Origin of the sequence: Candidatus Methylobacter oryzae, assembly GCF_003994235.2 — a bacterium.
Lineage (GTDB): Bacteria > Pseudomonadota > Gammaproteobacteria > Methylococcales > Methylomonadaceae > Methylobacter_A > Methylobacter_A oryzae.
Genome location: NZ_RYFG02000120.1, coordinates 38,841 through 55,977, shown reverse-complemented (window position 1 = coordinate 55,977; position 17,137 = coordinate 38,841). Strand labels below are relative to the sequence as shown.

The 17,137-nt window shown below is 47.4% G+C and carries 12 protein-coding genes; 3 read left to right on the top strand and 9 right to left on the bottom strand.

Annotated elements, in window-relative coordinates:
• Window positions 1-127: 127 nt before the first annotated feature.
• The 7 genes from EKO24_RS20230 to EKO24_RS20200 all read right to left on the bottom strand — a co-directional run bounded on the left by EKO24_RS20230 (window position 128) and on the right by EKO24_RS20200 (window position 12,358).
• On the bottom strand, window positions 128-1,051 hold the full coding sequence (locus EKO24_RS20230; RefSeq protein WP_127026990.1) for a diguanylate cyclase: 924 nt from the start codon (window positions 1,049-1,051) through the stop codon (window positions 128-130).
• Window positions 1,044-4,895 (bottom strand): CHASE domain-containing protein, encoded by a 3,852-nt coding sequence (locus tag EKO24_RS20225; protein ID WP_161990636.1) that lies wholly within the window; start codon window positions 4,893-4,895, stop codon window positions 1,044-1,046. Before EKO24_RS20225 ends, EKO24_RS20230 begins: the two co-directional genes overlap by 8 nt.
• Before the next feature lie 227 nt (window positions 4,896-5,122).
• Window positions 5,123-5,944 (bottom strand): SphA family protein, encoded by an 822-nt coding sequence (locus EKO24_RS20220; protein WP_161990635.1) that lies wholly within the window; start codon window positions 5,942-5,944, stop codon window positions 5,123-5,125.
• A 104-nt stretch (window positions 5,945-6,048) separates the two neighbouring features.
• Window positions 6,049-6,963, bottom strand: a complete 915-nt coding sequence (locus EKO24_RS20215; RefSeq protein WP_127026987.1) for a diguanylate cyclase domain-containing protein — start codon at window positions 6,961-6,963, stop codon at window positions 6,049-6,051.
• Between the two features lie 83 nt (window positions 6,964-7,046).
• Window positions 7,047-7,490 carry a hypothetical protein gene (locus tag EKO24_RS20210; protein WP_143733267.1) on the bottom strand — a complete coding sequence of 148 codons (444 nt, stop codon included), beginning with the start codon at window positions 7,488-7,490 and terminating at the stop codon, window positions 7,047-7,049.
• 152 nt (window positions 7,491-7,642) lie between these two features.
• Complete coding sequence (locus EKO24_RS20205; RefSeq protein ID WP_127026985.1) at window positions 7,643-9,985, bottom strand: methyl-accepting chemotaxis protein; 2,343 nt, start codon at window positions 9,983-9,985, stop codon at window positions 7,643-7,645.
• Window positions 9,986-10,450: 465 nt separating this feature from the next.
• The gene (locus EKO24_RS20200; protein ID WP_127026984.1) at window positions 10,451-12,358 is read right to left on the bottom strand and encodes a bacteriohemerythrin; all 1,908 of its coding nucleotides are present in this window, start codon (window positions 12,356-12,358) and stop codon (window positions 10,451-10,453) included.
• Between the two features lie 146 nt (window positions 12,359-12,504).
• Here EKO24_RS20200 and EKO24_RS20195 point away from each other — a divergent pair, with 146 nt between their 5' ends.
• Window positions 12,505-12,879, top strand: a complete 375-nt coding sequence (locus EKO24_RS20195) for a transposase (RefSeq protein ID WP_127026983.1) — start codon at window positions 12,505-12,507, stop codon at window positions 12,877-12,879.
• A 164-nt stretch (window positions 12,880-13,043) separates the two neighbouring features.
• On the opposite strand, the gene EKO24_RS20190 is transcribed toward EKO24_RS20195, so the two are convergent.
• Together EKO24_RS20190 and EKO24_RS20185 are read right to left on the bottom strand one after the other, a co-directional pair.
• Window positions 13,044-13,703 carry a tetratricopeptide repeat protein gene (locus EKO24_RS20190; protein WP_127026982.1) on the bottom strand — a complete coding sequence of 220 codons (660 nt, stop codon included), beginning with the start codon at window positions 13,701-13,703 and terminating at the stop codon, window positions 13,044-13,046.
• Window positions 13,704-13,799: 96 nt separating this feature from the next.
• Window positions 13,800-14,336 carry a hypothetical protein gene (locus EKO24_RS20185; protein WP_127026981.1) on the bottom strand — a complete coding sequence of 179 codons (537 nt, stop codon included), beginning with the start codon at window positions 14,334-14,336 and terminating at the stop codon, window positions 13,800-13,802.
• A gap of 288 nt (window positions 14,337-14,624) precedes the next feature.
• Between EKO24_RS20185 and EKO24_RS20180 the strand changes: the two genes are divergently transcribed.
• Together EKO24_RS20180 and EKO24_RS20175 are read left to right on the top strand one after the other, a co-directional pair.
• Window positions 14,625-16,283, top strand: coding sequence for a multicopper oxidase domain-containing protein (locus EKO24_RS20180; RefSeq protein ID WP_127026980.1), 1,659 nt, complete (start codon window positions 14,625-14,627; stop codon window positions 16,281-16,283).
• The gene (locus tag EKO24_RS20175) at window positions 16,280-16,966 is read left to right on the top strand and encodes a cupredoxin domain-containing protein (protein ID WP_127026979.1); all 687 of its coding nucleotides are present in this window, start codon (window positions 16,280-16,282) and stop codon (window positions 16,964-16,966) included. The genes EKO24_RS20180 and EKO24_RS20175 overlap by 4 nt, the downstream gene beginning before the upstream one ends.
• Window positions 16,967-17,137 lie beyond the last annotated feature (171 nt).

The following is a 17,137-nucleotide window of genomic DNA, read 5'->3' as shown; positions in this document are numbered from 1 at the left end:
TGCGGAAACCGTATAGATAAAATGCGCTTTTTAAACATTAAATAACAAAAAGTTTCGATGAAGAGAGAAAACCTTTTCTTGGTGCTTGATTTTCAAAGGATTCATTGTTGGATGAAGAGTCCTGAAATCAGCCCGCTTGCAACGTCTGAGGGAAGACTCGATTTCTTCCTGCCTTTTTTGCCATCCTAAGGGCATTACCCGCAGCATCTTTCAAGGTCTGCGGCAAAAAATAATCCGGAACTTTATTTCCTGTAGCCACCCCCAGGCTCACGGTGACCACAGGTATTGTTTCAGAACAGGCATGGGGTAAACCCATTTTTTCAACGCATTCACGCAAACGTTCCGCAACATGCAACGCTCCTTTTTCTGCCGTATCCGGCAAAATAACCACAAATTCTCCGTCGTCATAACGAGCGATCAAATCCCCAGGACGAACCAGATTCCTGGACAGTTCCCCGGCAACTTTCCTTAAGCAAATATCGCCGGCACTATGGCCATAATGATTGTTATATTGCTTGAAATGGTCGATGTCGATCATGATCAATGAGAGCGAGGTTTTATCGCGCACTGAGCGCTTCCATTCCGATATTAGCGACTCGTCAAAACGCCGGCGATTGCAGATGTCTGTCAAAGGATCAAACAACGATAACAACTCCAACAGGTCCGCTTGCTGCTTGGATTGGATGTGGTTATGGATACGCGCCTTGGCGACCGGAAGATTAATGGGTTTGGTAATGTAGTCGACAGCGCCCAGTTTTAATCCCAGTTCTTCATCGTTAGCCGCATTTTGGGCAGTCACGAAAATCACTGCAATTTTACGCGTAAGCGAGCTCTCTTTAAGGAGCCGGCAGACTTCGTAGCCATCCATTTGAGGCATCATAACGTCCAGAAGAATCAAGTCCGGCTGTTCGCGGTGCGCGACTTCCAAAGCTTCAGCGCCATTATTGGCAACTTTAATTTTGTATAGCGTGTTTAATGACTCAGCAAGAATTTGTATATTTTCCGGAACATCATCAACGATGAGTATCGTAGGGTGAGGCCTATTAATCATTCAATTTCTCCTGAGCAGAAGATAGTTCTTCAAACTGGTGTAGAATCTTGCGCGCTTCGGCATATTCGAACTTGTTGATCAGTTTCCGTAAACGGTTAAACCAGTCGAGCTGATTGCCGGATAAATGAGGCTTAAGCGAAGCCAGTACGGATTCCGGAATGAAATCATTCTTTTTCAATAGCAGGTCAAGCTCCGCCACAATGCGGCGGCTTGCCTCGGCGTTGCCGCTGAATTGCTGCGCCGGTTGTTCAGGATGATGCAGAGCACTGATGGCGGACACGGTTTGATCAAATACTTTACGAAAATAATGCATTGATACGGCGGGCAGCGCCGCCTTAAATTCGGTTTCGAGTGCTTCCGCAGCAGAGTGGAGCCGCATTGCGCCTATATTGCCCGACGATCCCTTAATTTTGTGCAGCAGTTCTTTGACCGCGGCAAAATCACCGGCATAAACCAGTGCTTCAACTTCATCAGGTAAGCCCTTCGTGTTTTCCATGAATGAGAAAAGCAGCCGGGTTGCAAGCTCTCGATTATCATTGATCATCAGTAATAAATTATTTAGGTCTAATATCGGCTGCTCGTCAGTATCCGGTGTTGCTATATCAATGGCGGGCATGATGGCCCCTGTTTCAACGCCAACAGCTTCATCAGGTTTTATCAATTGTACTAATAATGACATAAGTTTTTGAGGATTAATGGGTTTGGCTACGAAACCGTTCATGCCCAAGGCCATGCATTTCTGCTGCTCTTCTTGGGTCACTCCCGCAGTTAATGCGATAATAGGCAAATTAATAAAACGCGCTTGATTCCGTATCAGTTTCGTCGCTTCAAAGCCATCCATCTCAGGCATGTGCATATCCATCAATACCGCGTCAAAAGCATCGTTATCCAATAGCCCCATCACCTCTGCGCCGTTATTAGCTATTTCTACAGTGATCCTCGACAAGTTCAGCAATTCCTTGATTACTTGTTGATTGGTAGGATTATCTTCCACGACCAGAATCCGGGTGCCGGCCAGTAATTTACCGAAATCTCTTTGTGCCGGATTGGCAGGCAGCGTAGTCGGCATAGACGAAATGCCAAGAATCAATTCGAAACTAAAAATACTGCCTTTTCCGGATGTGCTCTCTACGGCAAGCTCACCACCCATCAGCTTCAATAAGTTATGACTGATAGCGAGTCCGAGGCCTGAGCCGCCGAAACGGCGCGTAATCGAACCGTCTACCTGGCTAAAAGGTTGGAATAGTTTTTCGCAATCCCGATCGGATATGCCGATACCGGTATCGATTACGTAGAACGACAGTTTGGCTTGCGACCGATAGAAATATTGAAGGGTAATTTCGAGCGTAACGGCTCCCTGTTCGGTAAATTTGATCGCATTGCCCACTAAATTAACCAATATTTGTTTTAGCCTGAGCCCATCGCCGAGCAGGAAACGCGGAATATCAGCTTCAACATTAATGTTAAAGTCGAGGCCCTTTTCGGCGGCATGATCGGCAAACAAGTTTCTGATGCTATCTAATATGACGTAAAGATCGAAGCTGCTGTGTTCAATAGTTAAACGCCCGACCTCCAGCCTGGAAAAATCCAGGATGTCATTAAGGATACTCAGCAGGCTATTGGACGAGCTATTAATTTTCTCCAGATAATTCCGTACTTCGTCCGGTACTTCTTTATTCAGCGCCAGATATGAAAGACCTATGATTGCGTTCATCGGGGTGCGAATCTCGTGCGACATGTTAGCGAGAAATTCAGACTTCGATTGAGCAAGCGCTTCAGCCCGGTTCTTGGCCAGCAAAACGATGGCTTCATTTTGTTTACGCTCGGAAATATCTTCAGCAATGCTTAAATAACCGGTAATTTCGCCGTTTTCATCCAGAATAGTCGTTACGGCAAGCGAAACAATCAATGTGGATTTATCCTTGCGGACATAAGTCCATTCCCGCTTTTCTTGCCCTAATCGATCGGCTTTAACCCAAAATACCTCCAGCCCGGATATGGGCCTGCCCAACTCAAGGCTTAACTCCTGGGCATGGCGCGTAATTTCTTCCTGCAAATGAATGATAACAGGGCTATGCTTGCCTATCATCTCTTCGGCACCGTATCCCAGCATAAGCTCTGCACCATGGTTAAAAATCGTAATCACTCCGTCAGGGGTAGTCGCTATAATGCTGATCTGGGTTGCCGATGACAGCACATTCTCCAAGGCTTTCTTAGCTTTGCCGGCTTCATGCAGCGCAACAGTCAGCGCAGCAGCGCGTTCGTCAACAAGACGCCGTAATACGCTCTCCCGGCCGGAAGACACCATAAAAAAAGTTCCGGCCAAGCTGGTCAGCATCAGGCCGGCCAGCAAAATCAGCCATACACTGCTTGAGTGGCGATACGTGAAATAATCTTGCGTAGGAACGACCTCAAGCCGCCATAACCGGCCGCCGACATTCATAGTTAAGCTATTGACAAGAGACAGATCTCTTCCAAACAAGCCTTTTTCTTGCAGGACAAAAGGCTTCAGTTCTTCCTGGCTGCTGCTGGCAAATAGTAATTGCTCTGTTACCGGAGCTGTTTCGTCAATAAGCTTGTATGACAAATTAGGTCTGTCCGAATCTTTAATTGCCGTACTGACAATATCGCCGCCCCGGAATACTGCAACAAGATAACCGAGAATATTGCTGCGCCGTTCTTCCAGCGTGTTGTGGGGCAAGTCTTTACGATACAGCGGCATGAATGCAAGCGCCCCATATTGATCTCCACGTTCCTGAACCAGCTTAATGCGGGCGGTTATCGCGATTTCTCCAGTATCCCGTGCCCGGTCAATAGCCTCGCGCCGCAGCTTATCCGAATAGACATCGAATCCCAGTGCGTTTTCGTTGCCTTTGTAAGGTTCAATAAAACCGACAGCAACATATTCCGGGCGATCCTGAGCTCTCGTCAGCTGTTTGGCCGCATTACGTTCGGTAATCTGGAAATTCGGATAGCCTTCGTTTTGGATGCCGTGTTCGAATGTTTCGCGCTCAGGGAGCAAAATACGGGGATTCCAGCTTAGGGCTTGAATACCTTGAAAATCATCTAATGCATGGGTAACGAAGGTCTGGAATTCCTGCCTGGACACCAGACTCGAAGCCTCATAAAAACTGCCGAGGGAACGCAACACGTTAATATGGTTTGAAATTGATTTTTCGACTGCCAGGCTCAACTCAGCCGCATGTTGATCGAATTCAAGTTTTAAACGAGCATTGTTATTTTGCGTCTCATAAAACACAATGGCTGTTGTAAGCAAAAACGTAGAGACGATTGGCAGGGTAATTGCCATGCGTCTATTCCGCCAAGGCTCACTGGGCTTTAGCACCCAAATCAACGCCAATGGCGTAAAAATGAAGATACCCAGGACGTCTCCCAACCACCAGGTCGCCCAGTTGTTCAGAAAGTTTGAAGAAAGAATCCGGCCCGCGGCCATAAGCGTTGAAACCGCTATGCTTGAATTAACTAAGGCGCTGCAAAAACCGCCAAAGAGCAAAAATAGGAAGACTTCCTTCTCTTCGGTAAGCGCATTAGGAAAGTTGGCGAAGCGGCCGACTAAATACTTGCCGGCGACGGCTTGCAAGCTTGCTCCGCAACTGATGATCAGGGTGATGACAACTGACGTAAAGGTTTCCAGAGAAGCGTCAAGCGTGGTCGAAAAATTGACCAGAAACGAGCCTAACAAAATCCCAGGCCAAACACGATAGCCGTAGATTAAAACGCCAGCCAGAGCAATACCCGAAGGAGGCCAAATTGCGGTTGCATAACCGGGAGGAATAGCTAGGTAAGCGCCTAATTTGCCGGTTACGAAATAGGCAATAGACAAACCTATAACCTGCAGCAACCACGCAAACGATTTCGTTGGATTAAAGGCCAAAAATGAGAAGACTTTCCCGTGTTTAGCTTGAGCCATATAAATTTAGTTTTGTTTAAAGAAAGTGGCCAGTCCGGCACAAAATTTTACCGGATTGAAGCAGGAAATAACGCCGGAGTAGCCTTAAATCGCACTGCGAGAGTTAAATTATTTCCTGGCCGTTAAATGGTATTGGTTTTTCAAAATGCCATGAAAAGCCGGCATACCAGATATTCCTGTTCAGCCCGCCCTGTCACGTTAAATTCACGCAGCCATTTCAATGATAGGGTGATGTCCCTGTCATTTATACGCGGCGTATACATGATTGCCGGACCTATGCTGGATGCTTCTCCAGGCTCAGGAAGAACAAAAGACTGCGGAGCTCTATCCTTATTCACCTGTTTATAGTAGGAACCGGCCACGCCGATTCCTATCGTAGGGGTCGGATAATGCGCTACCGTATAATCCATATGAAATTCGTCGCCGCTTTGATAATCGGTCGCTGGATTCTTAAGGTTGTTCATGTAGCCTAAACCGACGGATATTTCATTATTGGCGGGCAGGCTCCACGTGAGCAGCAGGTTGTGGTCAAATGTCCAATAATTACGTCCGGTATTGAAGTCATTGACTTGGTATCTGCCGGTTGGAGCGACAATGCCTTCAAACAAAAAAGCAGTGAAAGTATCCCATTTCCAGTTTAGCCCGCCCGGAACCAGGTAAAAGTCGCCCAGCCCTACACGATTAAAACTGTTTTCGCCGGTGTGATCCTTGGATGCGAGCATTCCCGGATACAGGCCGACAATAAATTGACCGCCAAGCAAGCTTTTTTCGGTAACGTGGATGATGCCGGGCATTTCCAGTAATGTCCCTGTATCTGAGCGAGTGTCTTGATAAGCCGCAAAAAAGTTATTGAAATAAGTGCCCGGTTCAGGAAAAACCGCCAGACCAAAATCGCCATAGAAGCCTGGAAGATAATTGGTTCCTCCTCCTTCAGTAGCGTTAATCGGCATGGAATTGAACATTAGGCTGATTATTAAAAAAAAACGTTTCATTAAGCGATTTAAAAAGTTAAAGACATTCAAAATAAAAGTTTGCACCCTTTCTTATGTCGGTGCTGGCGGCTGAATCAGTGTGCGTAGACTCGATTCCGCCCATTTTGTTTTGCCAGATAAAGCGCATTCAGAGCGGCATCGTTCAAGACCTTTGGCAAAAAGTATTCCGGAATTTTCTGCTGAGTGGCTACCCCGGCACTGATCGTAACAATCGTGTTTTCTTCAGGATAGACATGAGGCAACGCAAGCTTCTCTATGTATTCCCGTAAATGTTGGGCAATTGATAAAGCCGCTTGTTCGTTGATGCCGGGTAAGAGAATGCCAAATTCTTTACCACTATAACGAGCAATCAATTGATTAGGCCGAGCGAGGCTTTTAGCTAATGCGGCAACAATTTTTTGCATGCAAACATCTCCGGCGCCATGACCATAGTGCTGGTTATATTCTTTCAAATGGTCAATATCGATCATGATTAGCGATAGCGGCGTTCCTTCGTCTATCGCACGTTTCCACTCCAACATCAGCGCCTCGTCAAAACGGCGGCGATTGGAAACATAGGTAAGCGCATCGATTAATGACAGTGACTCCAGTAGATCGGCTTGCCTCTTAAGGCGGATATGGTTGCGAATGCGGGCCTTAATAATCGGAAGCGCTAAAGGTTTGGTGATATAGTCGACCGCACCCAAGTTCAAACCCAGCTCCTCGTCGGATTCAGTTTGCATACCGGTTAAAAAGATCACCGCGATCTTCTGGGTGATCTTATTAGCCTTCAATCGCCTGCAAACTTCAAAGCCATCCATGTCCGGCATCATAACGTCCAGTAAAATCAGGTCCGGTTGATTATTCTGCGCAATTTCCAGCGCATCCACGCCATTAGTTGCTACTTTAACTTGGTATATAGTGCCTAATTGGCGAGCAAGAATTTGCACATTACTGGGAACATCATCAACAATTAAAATCATCGGTTGTTGTTCGTTGCTATCAGTCATAAGATTTCTCAGTATCGGGGAGCAGCAGGATAGGCCGTATCCCTTAATAACTAGGGCGGGATTATTGGTAAAGTTGGTACTAGCTACCGATACCTTTCTTTTTCCGCCGACATTAGCCGGACTTGTAAAATCTCACACATTTCTTTTGCTAAATCGCGCTCGTTTGTAATCTTTGTAAGCTCGTCTTTGACGGTTAAAACTTCAAATTCCAGCTTCAAAGCGCGTTGCAGCCACTTATCATTTGATAATTTCAGCAGCTTGTTTTCTTGCCGTAACTGATCAACACTGACCGCGATGTCCTGTAGTTGAGCTTGTAAAGGAGCAAGGCTGGCTGTGCATTTTTCCAAGCCTTGCTTCAGTAAGCGTTGAACTTCGCTGCTTTGATTTAATTCCTGTGTTTTTAGCGTTAACGACTTTTCAAGGGCGTCAATCTTGTTCAGCGCGGCCTGATAGTTGGCAAACAATCCGGCGACTTGCCTATCTTGACCGATCAGCGCCTTGCTGCATTTTTTAGTGTACTGGAACATAAAAGAGATTAATTTTCTCAAAGACAAGAGCCCATTCATCTGAAACACTGGTTAGCAATGCCAAGCCCCCACCAAGCCAAATCGTTGACTCGTGCTCTACTTAATTGAGTAACTGAGCGCCGGACAGACCCTCGGTTACTATTCGCCTGTTTTTAAAACTCTTCCCATTCGTCGTCACCGGCAAACTCGGGGATTGGTTGATGCCGCGCCACAACCGGTTTCCTAGCAGCCGATGGCGCTGTTTCCTTACTGTACGGCATTGCCCGAAAAGATTGAGCTTGAACAGTATGACGAGAGTAAGCGTCGACTTTAAATTGACTCACGGTTCCCAATAGGCTTTGCGCCTGTTCTTCGAGCGATTCCGCCGCTGCGGCCGCTTGCTCGACCAAGGCCGCATTTTGCTGGGTCACATCGTCCATTTGTGCAATAGCGATATTGACTTGTTCAATACCAGTCGTTTGCTCCGTTGAGGCGGCGCTGATCTCTGCCATCATGACCGTCACGCCGCGGATGGAGTTGACGATTTCTTCCATCGTATGACCAGCCTGGGTGACCAGCCGGCTACCGCTGGAGACTTTCATGACCGAGTCGTCGATCAGGTGTTTGATCTCGCCTGCGGCTGTCGCAGCGCGTTGCGCCAGATTTCTTACTTCAACAGCCACGACGGCAAAGCCTCGACCTTCTTCACCGGCGCGCGCCGCTTCGACAGCAGCGTTTAGGGCCAGGATATTGGTTTGAAAAGCGATGTCGTCGATGACGGAGATAATGTCGCCGATCCGGTGCGAGGCATCGTTAATATCTTCCATGGTCTTGACCACTTGGCCGACCACTTCAACGCCTTTGCCGGCAATGTCGGAAGCGGCCACGGCCAATTCATTCGCCTGTTTGGCGTTGACGCCATTATGCTGTACGGTGGAAGTCAGCTCTTGCATGCTGGCGGCGGTCTCTTCGAGGCTGGCGGCTTGTTCTTCGGTACGGTGCGATAAATCATTGTTGCCGGCGGCGATTTCTCTCGCACCGGTATTGATGCTGCCGGTGGCCTCTTTGATTTGAGAAACGATTTCTTTGAGCTTCTCGACAGTAGTATTGGCGTCATTCTTCAATTGCCCGAAACTACCGGCATAATCGTTGGTGATGGTTTGCGTCAAATCGTTGCGGGACAAAGCCCCCAGCACACGCACCACGTCATTGATACCGCTTTCCGCTGTCTCCAGCAATTCGTTAAGGCCTTCGCCCAATTGTTTGACAAAACCATCCTTGCCCCGCATGTCAATGCGCCGGGTAAAATCGCCCATGACCGCGCCCTGGACCAGGGCCGCCACTTCCTGCTCGACAGCGACTTCAGCGGTACGGTCCAGCCACTCGGCGACAAAACCAACCCGTTCGCCTTCTTCACTGAGCACCGGAGTGGTAACCACCACCATACTGTGACCGCCGATCATCAATTCGGCCCGAGACAAATCGGTTAATTGTTCGAGCATCTTGCGCTGATGCGCCGGATTTTTATGAAAGTTGTCAATATTGGCGCCGATCAGTTGCTCGGCCTTAAAATCCGGCAATTGTCGGCGAATATCGGCTTCTGCCTTGCTGAACAGGCTCTGCACGGCTTTGTTCATGTAGATAATGTTAAATTGGGCGTCGGCGACCATCACGCCCGAGTGCACATTGTCCAGAGCCCGGTTAATACGTAAGGCTTCGGTCGTGACCTGCTTGGATTCAGCTAATTGCGAATTAAAAATGACCTGCATGGTATAAATACCGCGCACTAAATCGCCTAACTGATCATTACGGGTTAAATCGAAGCGGTTTTTGTATTTCCCGTCGGCCATGCAGTAAATTGCAAAAATGCAGGACTCCATCTTCTGGATGATGTCATGAGCGACGCTGGCAATGATTGCCGCAGCAACAATAGACAACGCAAAAGTGGCGGCTAACAGATCGAATTCCCCGGATAAAAACAAGCGATGCATCAAAAAGCCGATCAGCGCTAATAACAGCGTTAATCCGAAGCCGGTTTTTTTTGAGATGGCTATTTCCCTGAACTTTTTAGTGACGGCCGCAATTCCCGTTGGCCTTAGCGTTGCCGTCTTGGCATGCAGTTTTTTGTACAAGCTTTCCGCATCGGCTATCTGTTGGCGGCTGGGGGCGTAACGGGCGGACAAGTATTCATAGAGAACACCGTTTTTATAAACAGGCACCACATTGGCTTCGACCCAGTAATAGTCGCCGGACTTAGTCCGGTTTTTTACCGGCGCTGACCAAGGCTTGCCCTGCTTTAGCGTCAGCCATAAATCTGCAAAAGCCTCTGCCGGCATATCGGGATGACGGACAATATTATGGCTGGCGCCGATCAATTCTTGCCGAGTAAAACCGCTGATTTTAACGAACGCGTCGTTGACGTAAGTGATACGACCTTTTAGGTCGGTTCGGGTAACCAAGATGTCACCCTTTGTCATCAGGACTTCGTTATCCGTGACCGGCATATTAATTTTCATAGCATCCTCACCACTGATAGGCCAATCAGGGCTTGAGGATGTTGACCGGGTAGGAATATTGCGAACCCTTTGAACACCTGCGTCTCCTGCCTTATCGGCATTATTCGTCAATCTCCGCGGATAAAACTTAGTCGGTGCGGAGAGCTTAATCAGGCGTGTTCTGGGCCTTGTGAATTTGGCGCCGGGGGCAAGGGCAAACCAAAATAATGCGTAAGTTATATCTTACATTCGAGCTAAAATCAAAAAATTTTAATTTTTCCAACCTCCGAGAATAAGAGTTTCATTAACTCTTTTATATCTATACTCAGCTCCGCCCCGTCTTCTCAGAAGCTAGGAATGAAAAACGCGAAAAAAAGCTGTGAATGCTTTCCAACAAAACCTTGCCGTTTGGTCATGCTCTACTTTAGTTAACGCTATACCCTAATTTTAGCTTCTCCCAATTTGAGCGACGGAAAATACTATTCATTATTTGTTCTCTTTCACGCGGACTCTAATAACAGGATCCTTACCCATTCTCTCGCTGAACAATAAAATTTCATTGATGATCTTTTTGTCGGCAACACAATTTCTAATATAGGGTTTATCGCCAAAATAAACGCTCTCTATATCCATGCCGACTTTTAATTGCGGCCATGAAACTTCAACAACCGACTTGGCTATATTTAGCTTTTTCACCTTATCTTGTTTAGTAAGTAAGCGGCTTCTCCGCCAGGACTTATTAATTTCAGGCGTTTTAGCTTCAACATCGACGTCTGCTTCAACCTCGGTGTCTTTAAGCACCTTAATCAGGGCATTGAGAACATTAGGATCATAATGGCTTCCGCTCCGCGCCGTTAATTTACTGACAGCGCTAGTAAACGTCATCGCCTCACCGGTCATTGAGCCGTCAAGATACGCGATATAATCTCTGACCACGCTAAGAATACGCGCCCCCATCGGTATTTTTTGCTTAGCTAAACCGTCCGGAAGACCTGAACCATCATAACGCTCGTATTGATGCCGGATTAAAATAGATGCATCTTTTAAAAAAGTTAAGTCACTTAATAATGCTTCACCGTCAACCGCGTGCTTTAAATAACGTTCCTTTTCAGCGAGAGGAATAAGATCAAAAGGTGCTTCCAACAAAGCGTCCGAAAAACTGACTTGACCGATTTTCATCAACAGCCCGGCATACAGGATATTTTTACTGTCTGTTGCATTGATACCTAAACATCGCGCAACCAGCATCGATTTTTCAATAATATCTTTTGATTGTCTGCTTTTAATACCGGGACGCATTTCAATAACGTGCGCGAACACCTTGATAGAGTCGGTAAATTGCTTTTTTAAATCTTCATTTGCTTTTTCAAGATCCTGCACAGTAGATTCAAGCTTTTTGGCTGAAATGCCAAGCTTCCGTTCCACCTGCTTACGTTCTATAGCTTCTTTCATTAACTGAGTAGTGTTCGCAGCCAGACTGCGATAGGCCGACAGTATGATGTTGATCAGCGGGCGCGTCCCATCATGCATTTTGTCATTTGCTTGCTTTTTTGCCTGTTCGTGCGAAATACCGGATTGCATAGCCAGAACAACAGAGGCCATATACTTATCATTTTCCAAAATATGATACGCTAACCAATTAACAAGGAATAAAAGAAGCTTATCAACTCGGCTATATAACGAAATGCTATTTTCTTCGCTTTTAAGATTGAGAATAGTGGAGGCAAAACTGTTATGTTCCGCCTTGTGCTTTGTCTCTAGCGCGTCATCCTGAAAATACTCATGCCAAATAGCTTCTTCGGTTTGAAAATGGTAAACGGCATAATCCGCCAAGCGATTGAAAACAACGTTCAATGTCTGTATGTCGCAGTGGAAAGCCGCTCGACTTGCCAGCTCATTCAATAGCTGAACCAGCTTCTGGTGTTGTTCATCAATTTTAGGTATGCCGGTATCAAAATGATTACTCCACGGAAGTATGTCAATTGACTTTATTTCCATGAGTTCGGCTTGCTGCTTGAAGCGGATATGCTTACGAATACGCGCCTTAACACTCCGAATCACGAATGGCTTCATAATATAGTCAGCTGCCCCCATATCTAAACCCAGTTCCTCACCGGATTCGGTATTGTCGGCAGTGACAAAAATTACCGCGATTTTTTCAGTTAGCGGGTTCTCTTTCAGTTTCCGGCAAACCTCAAAACCGCTCATGCCCGGCATCATGACATCTAAAAGCACCAGATCCGGCTGCTCTGTTTGCGCAACCCTAAGCGCATCGCCCCCATTATTGGCGACCTTTATGCGGTATAACGAATTTAACGATGCCGCAAGAATATCTATATTGGTGGGATCATCGTCAACAATCAGTATCGTTGGCAGTTGTTTGGAATTAGTCATAATCTTTCTAAGTGGCAGTTACTTCTAAACGACGATAATGAAATCTTTATTGGAAGAGAAGAAGAAAGTCTTGGGGGCTATGCATCCCTCCAACCCAAGGCGCCAAGTTTTGCTTGCAGGTGAGTGACTGAGCTGAAAAACACGGCGTGCAAGACATTGCCATCGCCTGCGTCGATGGCCGGAAGGTTTCCTTTATGCCCTTTGGATACGAAACCATCGAAACGGTTTATCCGAAAACCGCCGTCCAACTTTACATCGTCCATCCGGTACGCAACAGCCTGGATTATGTCAGTTGGAAAATGCGCAAACAGGTTGCCGCCGAGCTCAAGCAAATATGTCCGCCGGCTACCGACAACGAGACTAAGCAGAACGGGCGAGTTCGAAGCGGGAACGACGCGAACCTCTATCGTCCTGATCTGGCGGCGCAATTGGAGCCGGATCATTTACGCCACCCATCATCGAACGCTGAATATGAGCCTTCAGAAAATCAACAAAAACCGGGCTTCGTTTTCCAGCGATGAGGCGGAATCCAAATTGTTCTATCTGTTAAGGATGAATATCGGTAAAAATGAACCATGCCCTTACAGAACTGGAAAGCAGCTTTAAATCGGTTTAGAGTTCGATTCGACGACCGGATGCCTAACCTTCCATAAACCCATACACAAAATTCAGCACACCCTCGCGCTTAGAAACTTTCAGCCTTTGCCCGTGCTTCTTTTGCACCGGTAAAATCATGTTGTAGCTCTTTGGCATGGGCAATTAACAACCAGCAGTGCTTTTTCAAGGTGTTATCCGTAGAAGCTAATAACGCGGATTTTTTTGCAAGATCTTCCGCTAAACGCGGCTTTGATTGTTGCAACCTTAATAACGCTAACTTATAAAACAGATTTGCATTTCTCGGCTCAATTCTGATGGCGCGTTCAATAGACGCGGCCGCCGAATCAAGATCACCGGCTTTACTGTTTTGATTGGCCGCTGAAACCAGGGCGCCCACAACAGGGGATAACGGAACCGTAGGCTGTATCGGCTCAAACGGCGCTAACTGCGGAGTGGGTGGCGGAGCCGCCGGCAACGATCGCTGCGGCGCTTCCGATACTGAGGAAGAAGAAGGCGCAGGCGCTAGCACTGGCGCTGACGGTTCGGGCGTTTCTACAGGCGTTGTTTCTACAGGCGCCGGCTCTGGAAGAAGAGGCTGTTCTATTGGCGCTAAAGGCTCGGATTTGATTTCCGAAATATCTTTGAGCGGCTGCGTCTGCACAATTTCTTTAGACGTATCGACGGAAGGCTGGGCTTTTGCTCGCGAACCGCGTGAAGGTTTTTGCCCTTTCGCCTGGCCGCCATACACTGGAGCGGGAGGTTGTGAACCGTAGAACTCAGCACAGCCTGTAAGGAAAGATGATAATGTACAAATGATAACTAAGCGTTTAACTGACATCATCTATTAAAAAAGCTCTATATTGTCGGACTGTTCTTCTTGATGCGCATTTTTTATCGCCAATGCTTCATGTACGGATTTACCCCGCACAATCGCGTCGAACATCAATTTCTCGGATTCCATCGTATACCGGGAACGAATTTCGTGCTGAAATTCCCGCCATTCCGCCGGGCTGTAAAGGCGATTCGGGTCTTGCACTAATTCAGACAAACCTTTTAGGTTCGAGGTGACATGCTGCAAACATTGTTGCATCCGGTCGTAAAATTGGAAAGCAATAATGGAAGCCTGAATTTTATCGGTTGTTTCCGCACAGCAGGCTAACGCTTCTTCCCTTATTTCACAAGAATCAAGAGCGAGCAGATAATTATTTATCGCCTGCATATGCTCAACAATGGAGGTAAAAGATTCGGTTAGCGTATTAACCGATATATCGGATTCCGCCAGCATATCTTCTACTTGAATAGCCGATAAAATAAGCATTCTTGATGTTTCCCTTACTTGGGTCCAATCAAGATCAGGATTGTACGAGTTCGAATTAGGCATGCATTAATACCAGGTAAAGATTTGTACAAATAAGGACTTAAATTTTTAAGGCTCACTGTACCCAAAAGAAGCTTTCTTATGAACATTAGAATTTAAGGAATTATAGCAAGTATAATGCCTAATGGCGTCATTTAAAATAACGTTACACGGTCTAGTCTGGCCAATACTACGTCATATCCTGCCCCGCTCTTTGCATCCGGATCCTTCACGACATTTGAAAATGCACCTAGGTTTTAGCTTGACAGGCATTTACAATAGCACCACTTAGTAAAAAATTTCTATTTTTATATGTTCAAAAGATATTTCCCTCTTTTCGCGCTACTGTTGATTTCCGCATTAGTTGCCGTTTATTTTGTACCGACCGCATCGCAAAAAGCCGATATTACGCCGCCTGCGACCGTTCCCAACCGGACAGCCGAAACCAGTTCTGTAGATAAGCCCTGCTCTAATGAACATCCTGAATGGCGGCAGGCGCAAGTTATCGACGGCGTAAAAATCGATGAAGCTCCGTCGTGCGAGCCGGATAATCCCTATGACGTTGCCGTTGCCGTCAAAGGCACCAACAACGTATCGATGCAAACTTTGATGCAAACTCATCTGGCTCAAGACGCGTTAACGATGACCGACGACCTGGATCATGACGGCGATCCCGACATCATCCGCATCAAGCTGGAAGTCGCCGAACTTAACGGCGCAAGCCCGGACGGCGACTTCCTGATCAACACTTACGATATTGCCCCAGGCATTCAGCCGGGGCTTTGGGTTTTTGCCCCCAAGTCCAGCGGCATGGCGCTTAAAAACTTCAACTCATTGGCCGCTAATCCGTTGCTGCGTGCGCCATCGCCGGTCATTCGAGTCGAACAAGGCGACAAGATTTATATCACGCTCGAAAACACTCACTATCTACCGCATACGATCCACCTTCACGGCGTCGATCATGCCTGGCTGACCTCGACCGGCGACGACAACGACGGCATGGAGGAACATCCGGTATTCCCCGGCAAAAGCCATACTTACGAAATTCAGCCCCGGCACGCCGGAACCATGTTTTATCATTGCCACGTACAAACCGCCCAACATTACATGATGGGCTTGAACGGCATGTTTATCGTCGAGGAAAACCAGCCGGATAACTGGGTGCAAACTTTCAATATCGGCGCCGGCCAAGTGCGTCATCCTTCGGTTGCGGTAAAAAAATCCTATAACCGGGAATACGATCTGTATTACCAATCGGTCGATAAAAAACTGGCGCAAATCATCCAGGGTGCCAACGATCCGAGACTGATCGCGCACCGGATGAGCCGCGAATACAACATGACCGAATCGTTTGAAAATTACTTCATGCTGAACGGCCATTCGTTTCCTTACACATTACGAGACGCAGTCGTTGCCGCCAACGACAATGAAGACATAAAACTTCATGTCGCCAACGCCCAACGTTCTTTAGTAGCGCTGCATATCCACGGCCACAAGGCTACGATCACCGCTTACGACGGCGTCGATCAACCGGCCGCATCGCAAATAACGCGGGACGTTTTCGACATCGCTCCCGCGCAGCGGCTCGACTTGCGCCTGCGCACCAGCAATAACGGCCTGGACAGTTACGGCCCCGGCCTGTGGATGTTCCATGACCATGTGCCGACAGGAACGACGACCGACGGCATGGAACCGGGCGGCAACATGGCGATCCTGGCCTACAAGCCTTTGCTCGATGAACAAGGCATGCCGCTTATGCACGACGCCCTGCTCGACCAGGTATTTAACAAAGATTACTATGCCAAGAAGCAAGCGGTCTGGGGCGAAGGCGAATTTGCGCCGTTGTTGGGCGAAGCCGGACTAATTGCCACCGATACCGTTCGCATCGTCGTTTTTGGCTTGGCGGCCGGTTTAGCGATAGGGCTGACTATTTTTGCGATACTGGTTTATAAACGGAAACAAAAGCTATGAGATTTTTACTGACACTGTTGTTGATGCTCGGATTGCATTCTCATACGGCGCTTGCGGACGAGACCATGGCCATGATGCACCATGGCAGCATGATGATGGACGAAAAAGGCATGATTATGAATGCGAATAGCGACAATCTGCCGAAAGACTGCCCGAAGATTTCCGGCGACGTGAATATCACGATCCGGGCCGGCCAAAAACATGCGCTGAAATTCCCCGGCAAAATGTTTGCGTTCGACAACCAACAATGGGATGTCAAGCCCTGCTCCCGGATCAACATCACCTTTATCAATGACGACCAGATACGCCATCAATTGATGATTCACGGCTTGCCGGGTTATTTATACCCGCAGGGCATGTTCCACCTGGAACTCTACGGTCAAGGCGAATTGAAAGCTTCCTTGATCGTGCCCAGCCAGAAAAAAACCTATCTCGTACATTGCGAGTTGGCGCAGCACATGGAAAAAGGCATGAAGGCGCAACTGAAAGTCGACGGCGGCGATGTCGATTTGCCGAGTATTCCCGGCATCAGCAAACCGGTCAAAGCCGATATTTATCCGGTCGATTGGCAAGCCAAGGATTGGTCAGTGCTGTTTCTTTGCGTATTGGTAGGCTTTGTTATCCCGTTTGTTATTATAAAAAATAAATTCTTAACTGATGTTACGCATACAGATGATAAATAAAGCGTAGTCCACGAAAGGCACGAAGATAGTTAAACCCCATCGTTATAGACGGCTTGTCTGCGGGCAGTCGTCATAACAACCGTCCTTGATTTAAGGTTGAGCAAGAAACCTGCCGCTAGGCAGACCTTCCAGGTTTTTTAAACCTGGAAGGTCTAAGGCACCGTTTCGAAT

Excerpts from the sequence above, each read along its gene's own strand:
- EKO24_RS20180 (WP_127026980.1), top strand. The coding sequence starts at position 14,625 with ATGTTCAAAAGATATTTCCCTCTTTTCGCGCTACTGTTGATTTCCGCA.
- EKO24_RS20175 (WP_127026979.1), top strand. The coding sequence starts at position 16,280 with ATGAGATTTTTACTGACACTGTTGTTGATGCTCGGATTGCATTCTCAT.
- EKO24_RS20230 (WP_127026990.1), bottom strand. The coding sequence starts at position 1,051 with ATGATTAATAGGCCTCACCCTACGATACTCATCGTTGATGATGTTCCG.
- EKO24_RS20205 (WP_127026985.1), bottom strand. The coding sequence starts at position 9,985 with ATGAAAATTAATATGCCGGTCACGGATAACGAAGTCCTGATGACAAAG.
- EKO24_RS20200 (WP_127026984.1), bottom strand. The coding sequence starts at position 12,358 with ATGACTAATTCCAAACAACTGCCAACGATACTGATTGTTGACGATGAT.
- EKO24_RS20220 (WP_161990635.1), bottom strand. The coding sequence starts at position 5,944 with ATGTTCAATTCCATGCCGATTAACGCTACTGAAGGAGGAGGAACCAAT.
- EKO24_RS20185 (WP_127026981.1), bottom strand. The coding sequence starts at position 14,336 with ATGCCTAATTCGAACTCGTACAATCCTGATCTTGATTGGACCCAAGTA.
- EKO24_RS20210 (WP_143733267.1), bottom strand. The coding sequence starts at position 7,490 with ATGTTCCAGTACACTAAAAAATGCAGCAAGGCGCTGATCGGTCAAGAT.
- EKO24_RS20215 (WP_127026987.1), bottom strand. The coding sequence starts at position 6,963 with ATGACTGATAGCAACGAACAACAACCGATGATTTTAATTGTTGATGAT.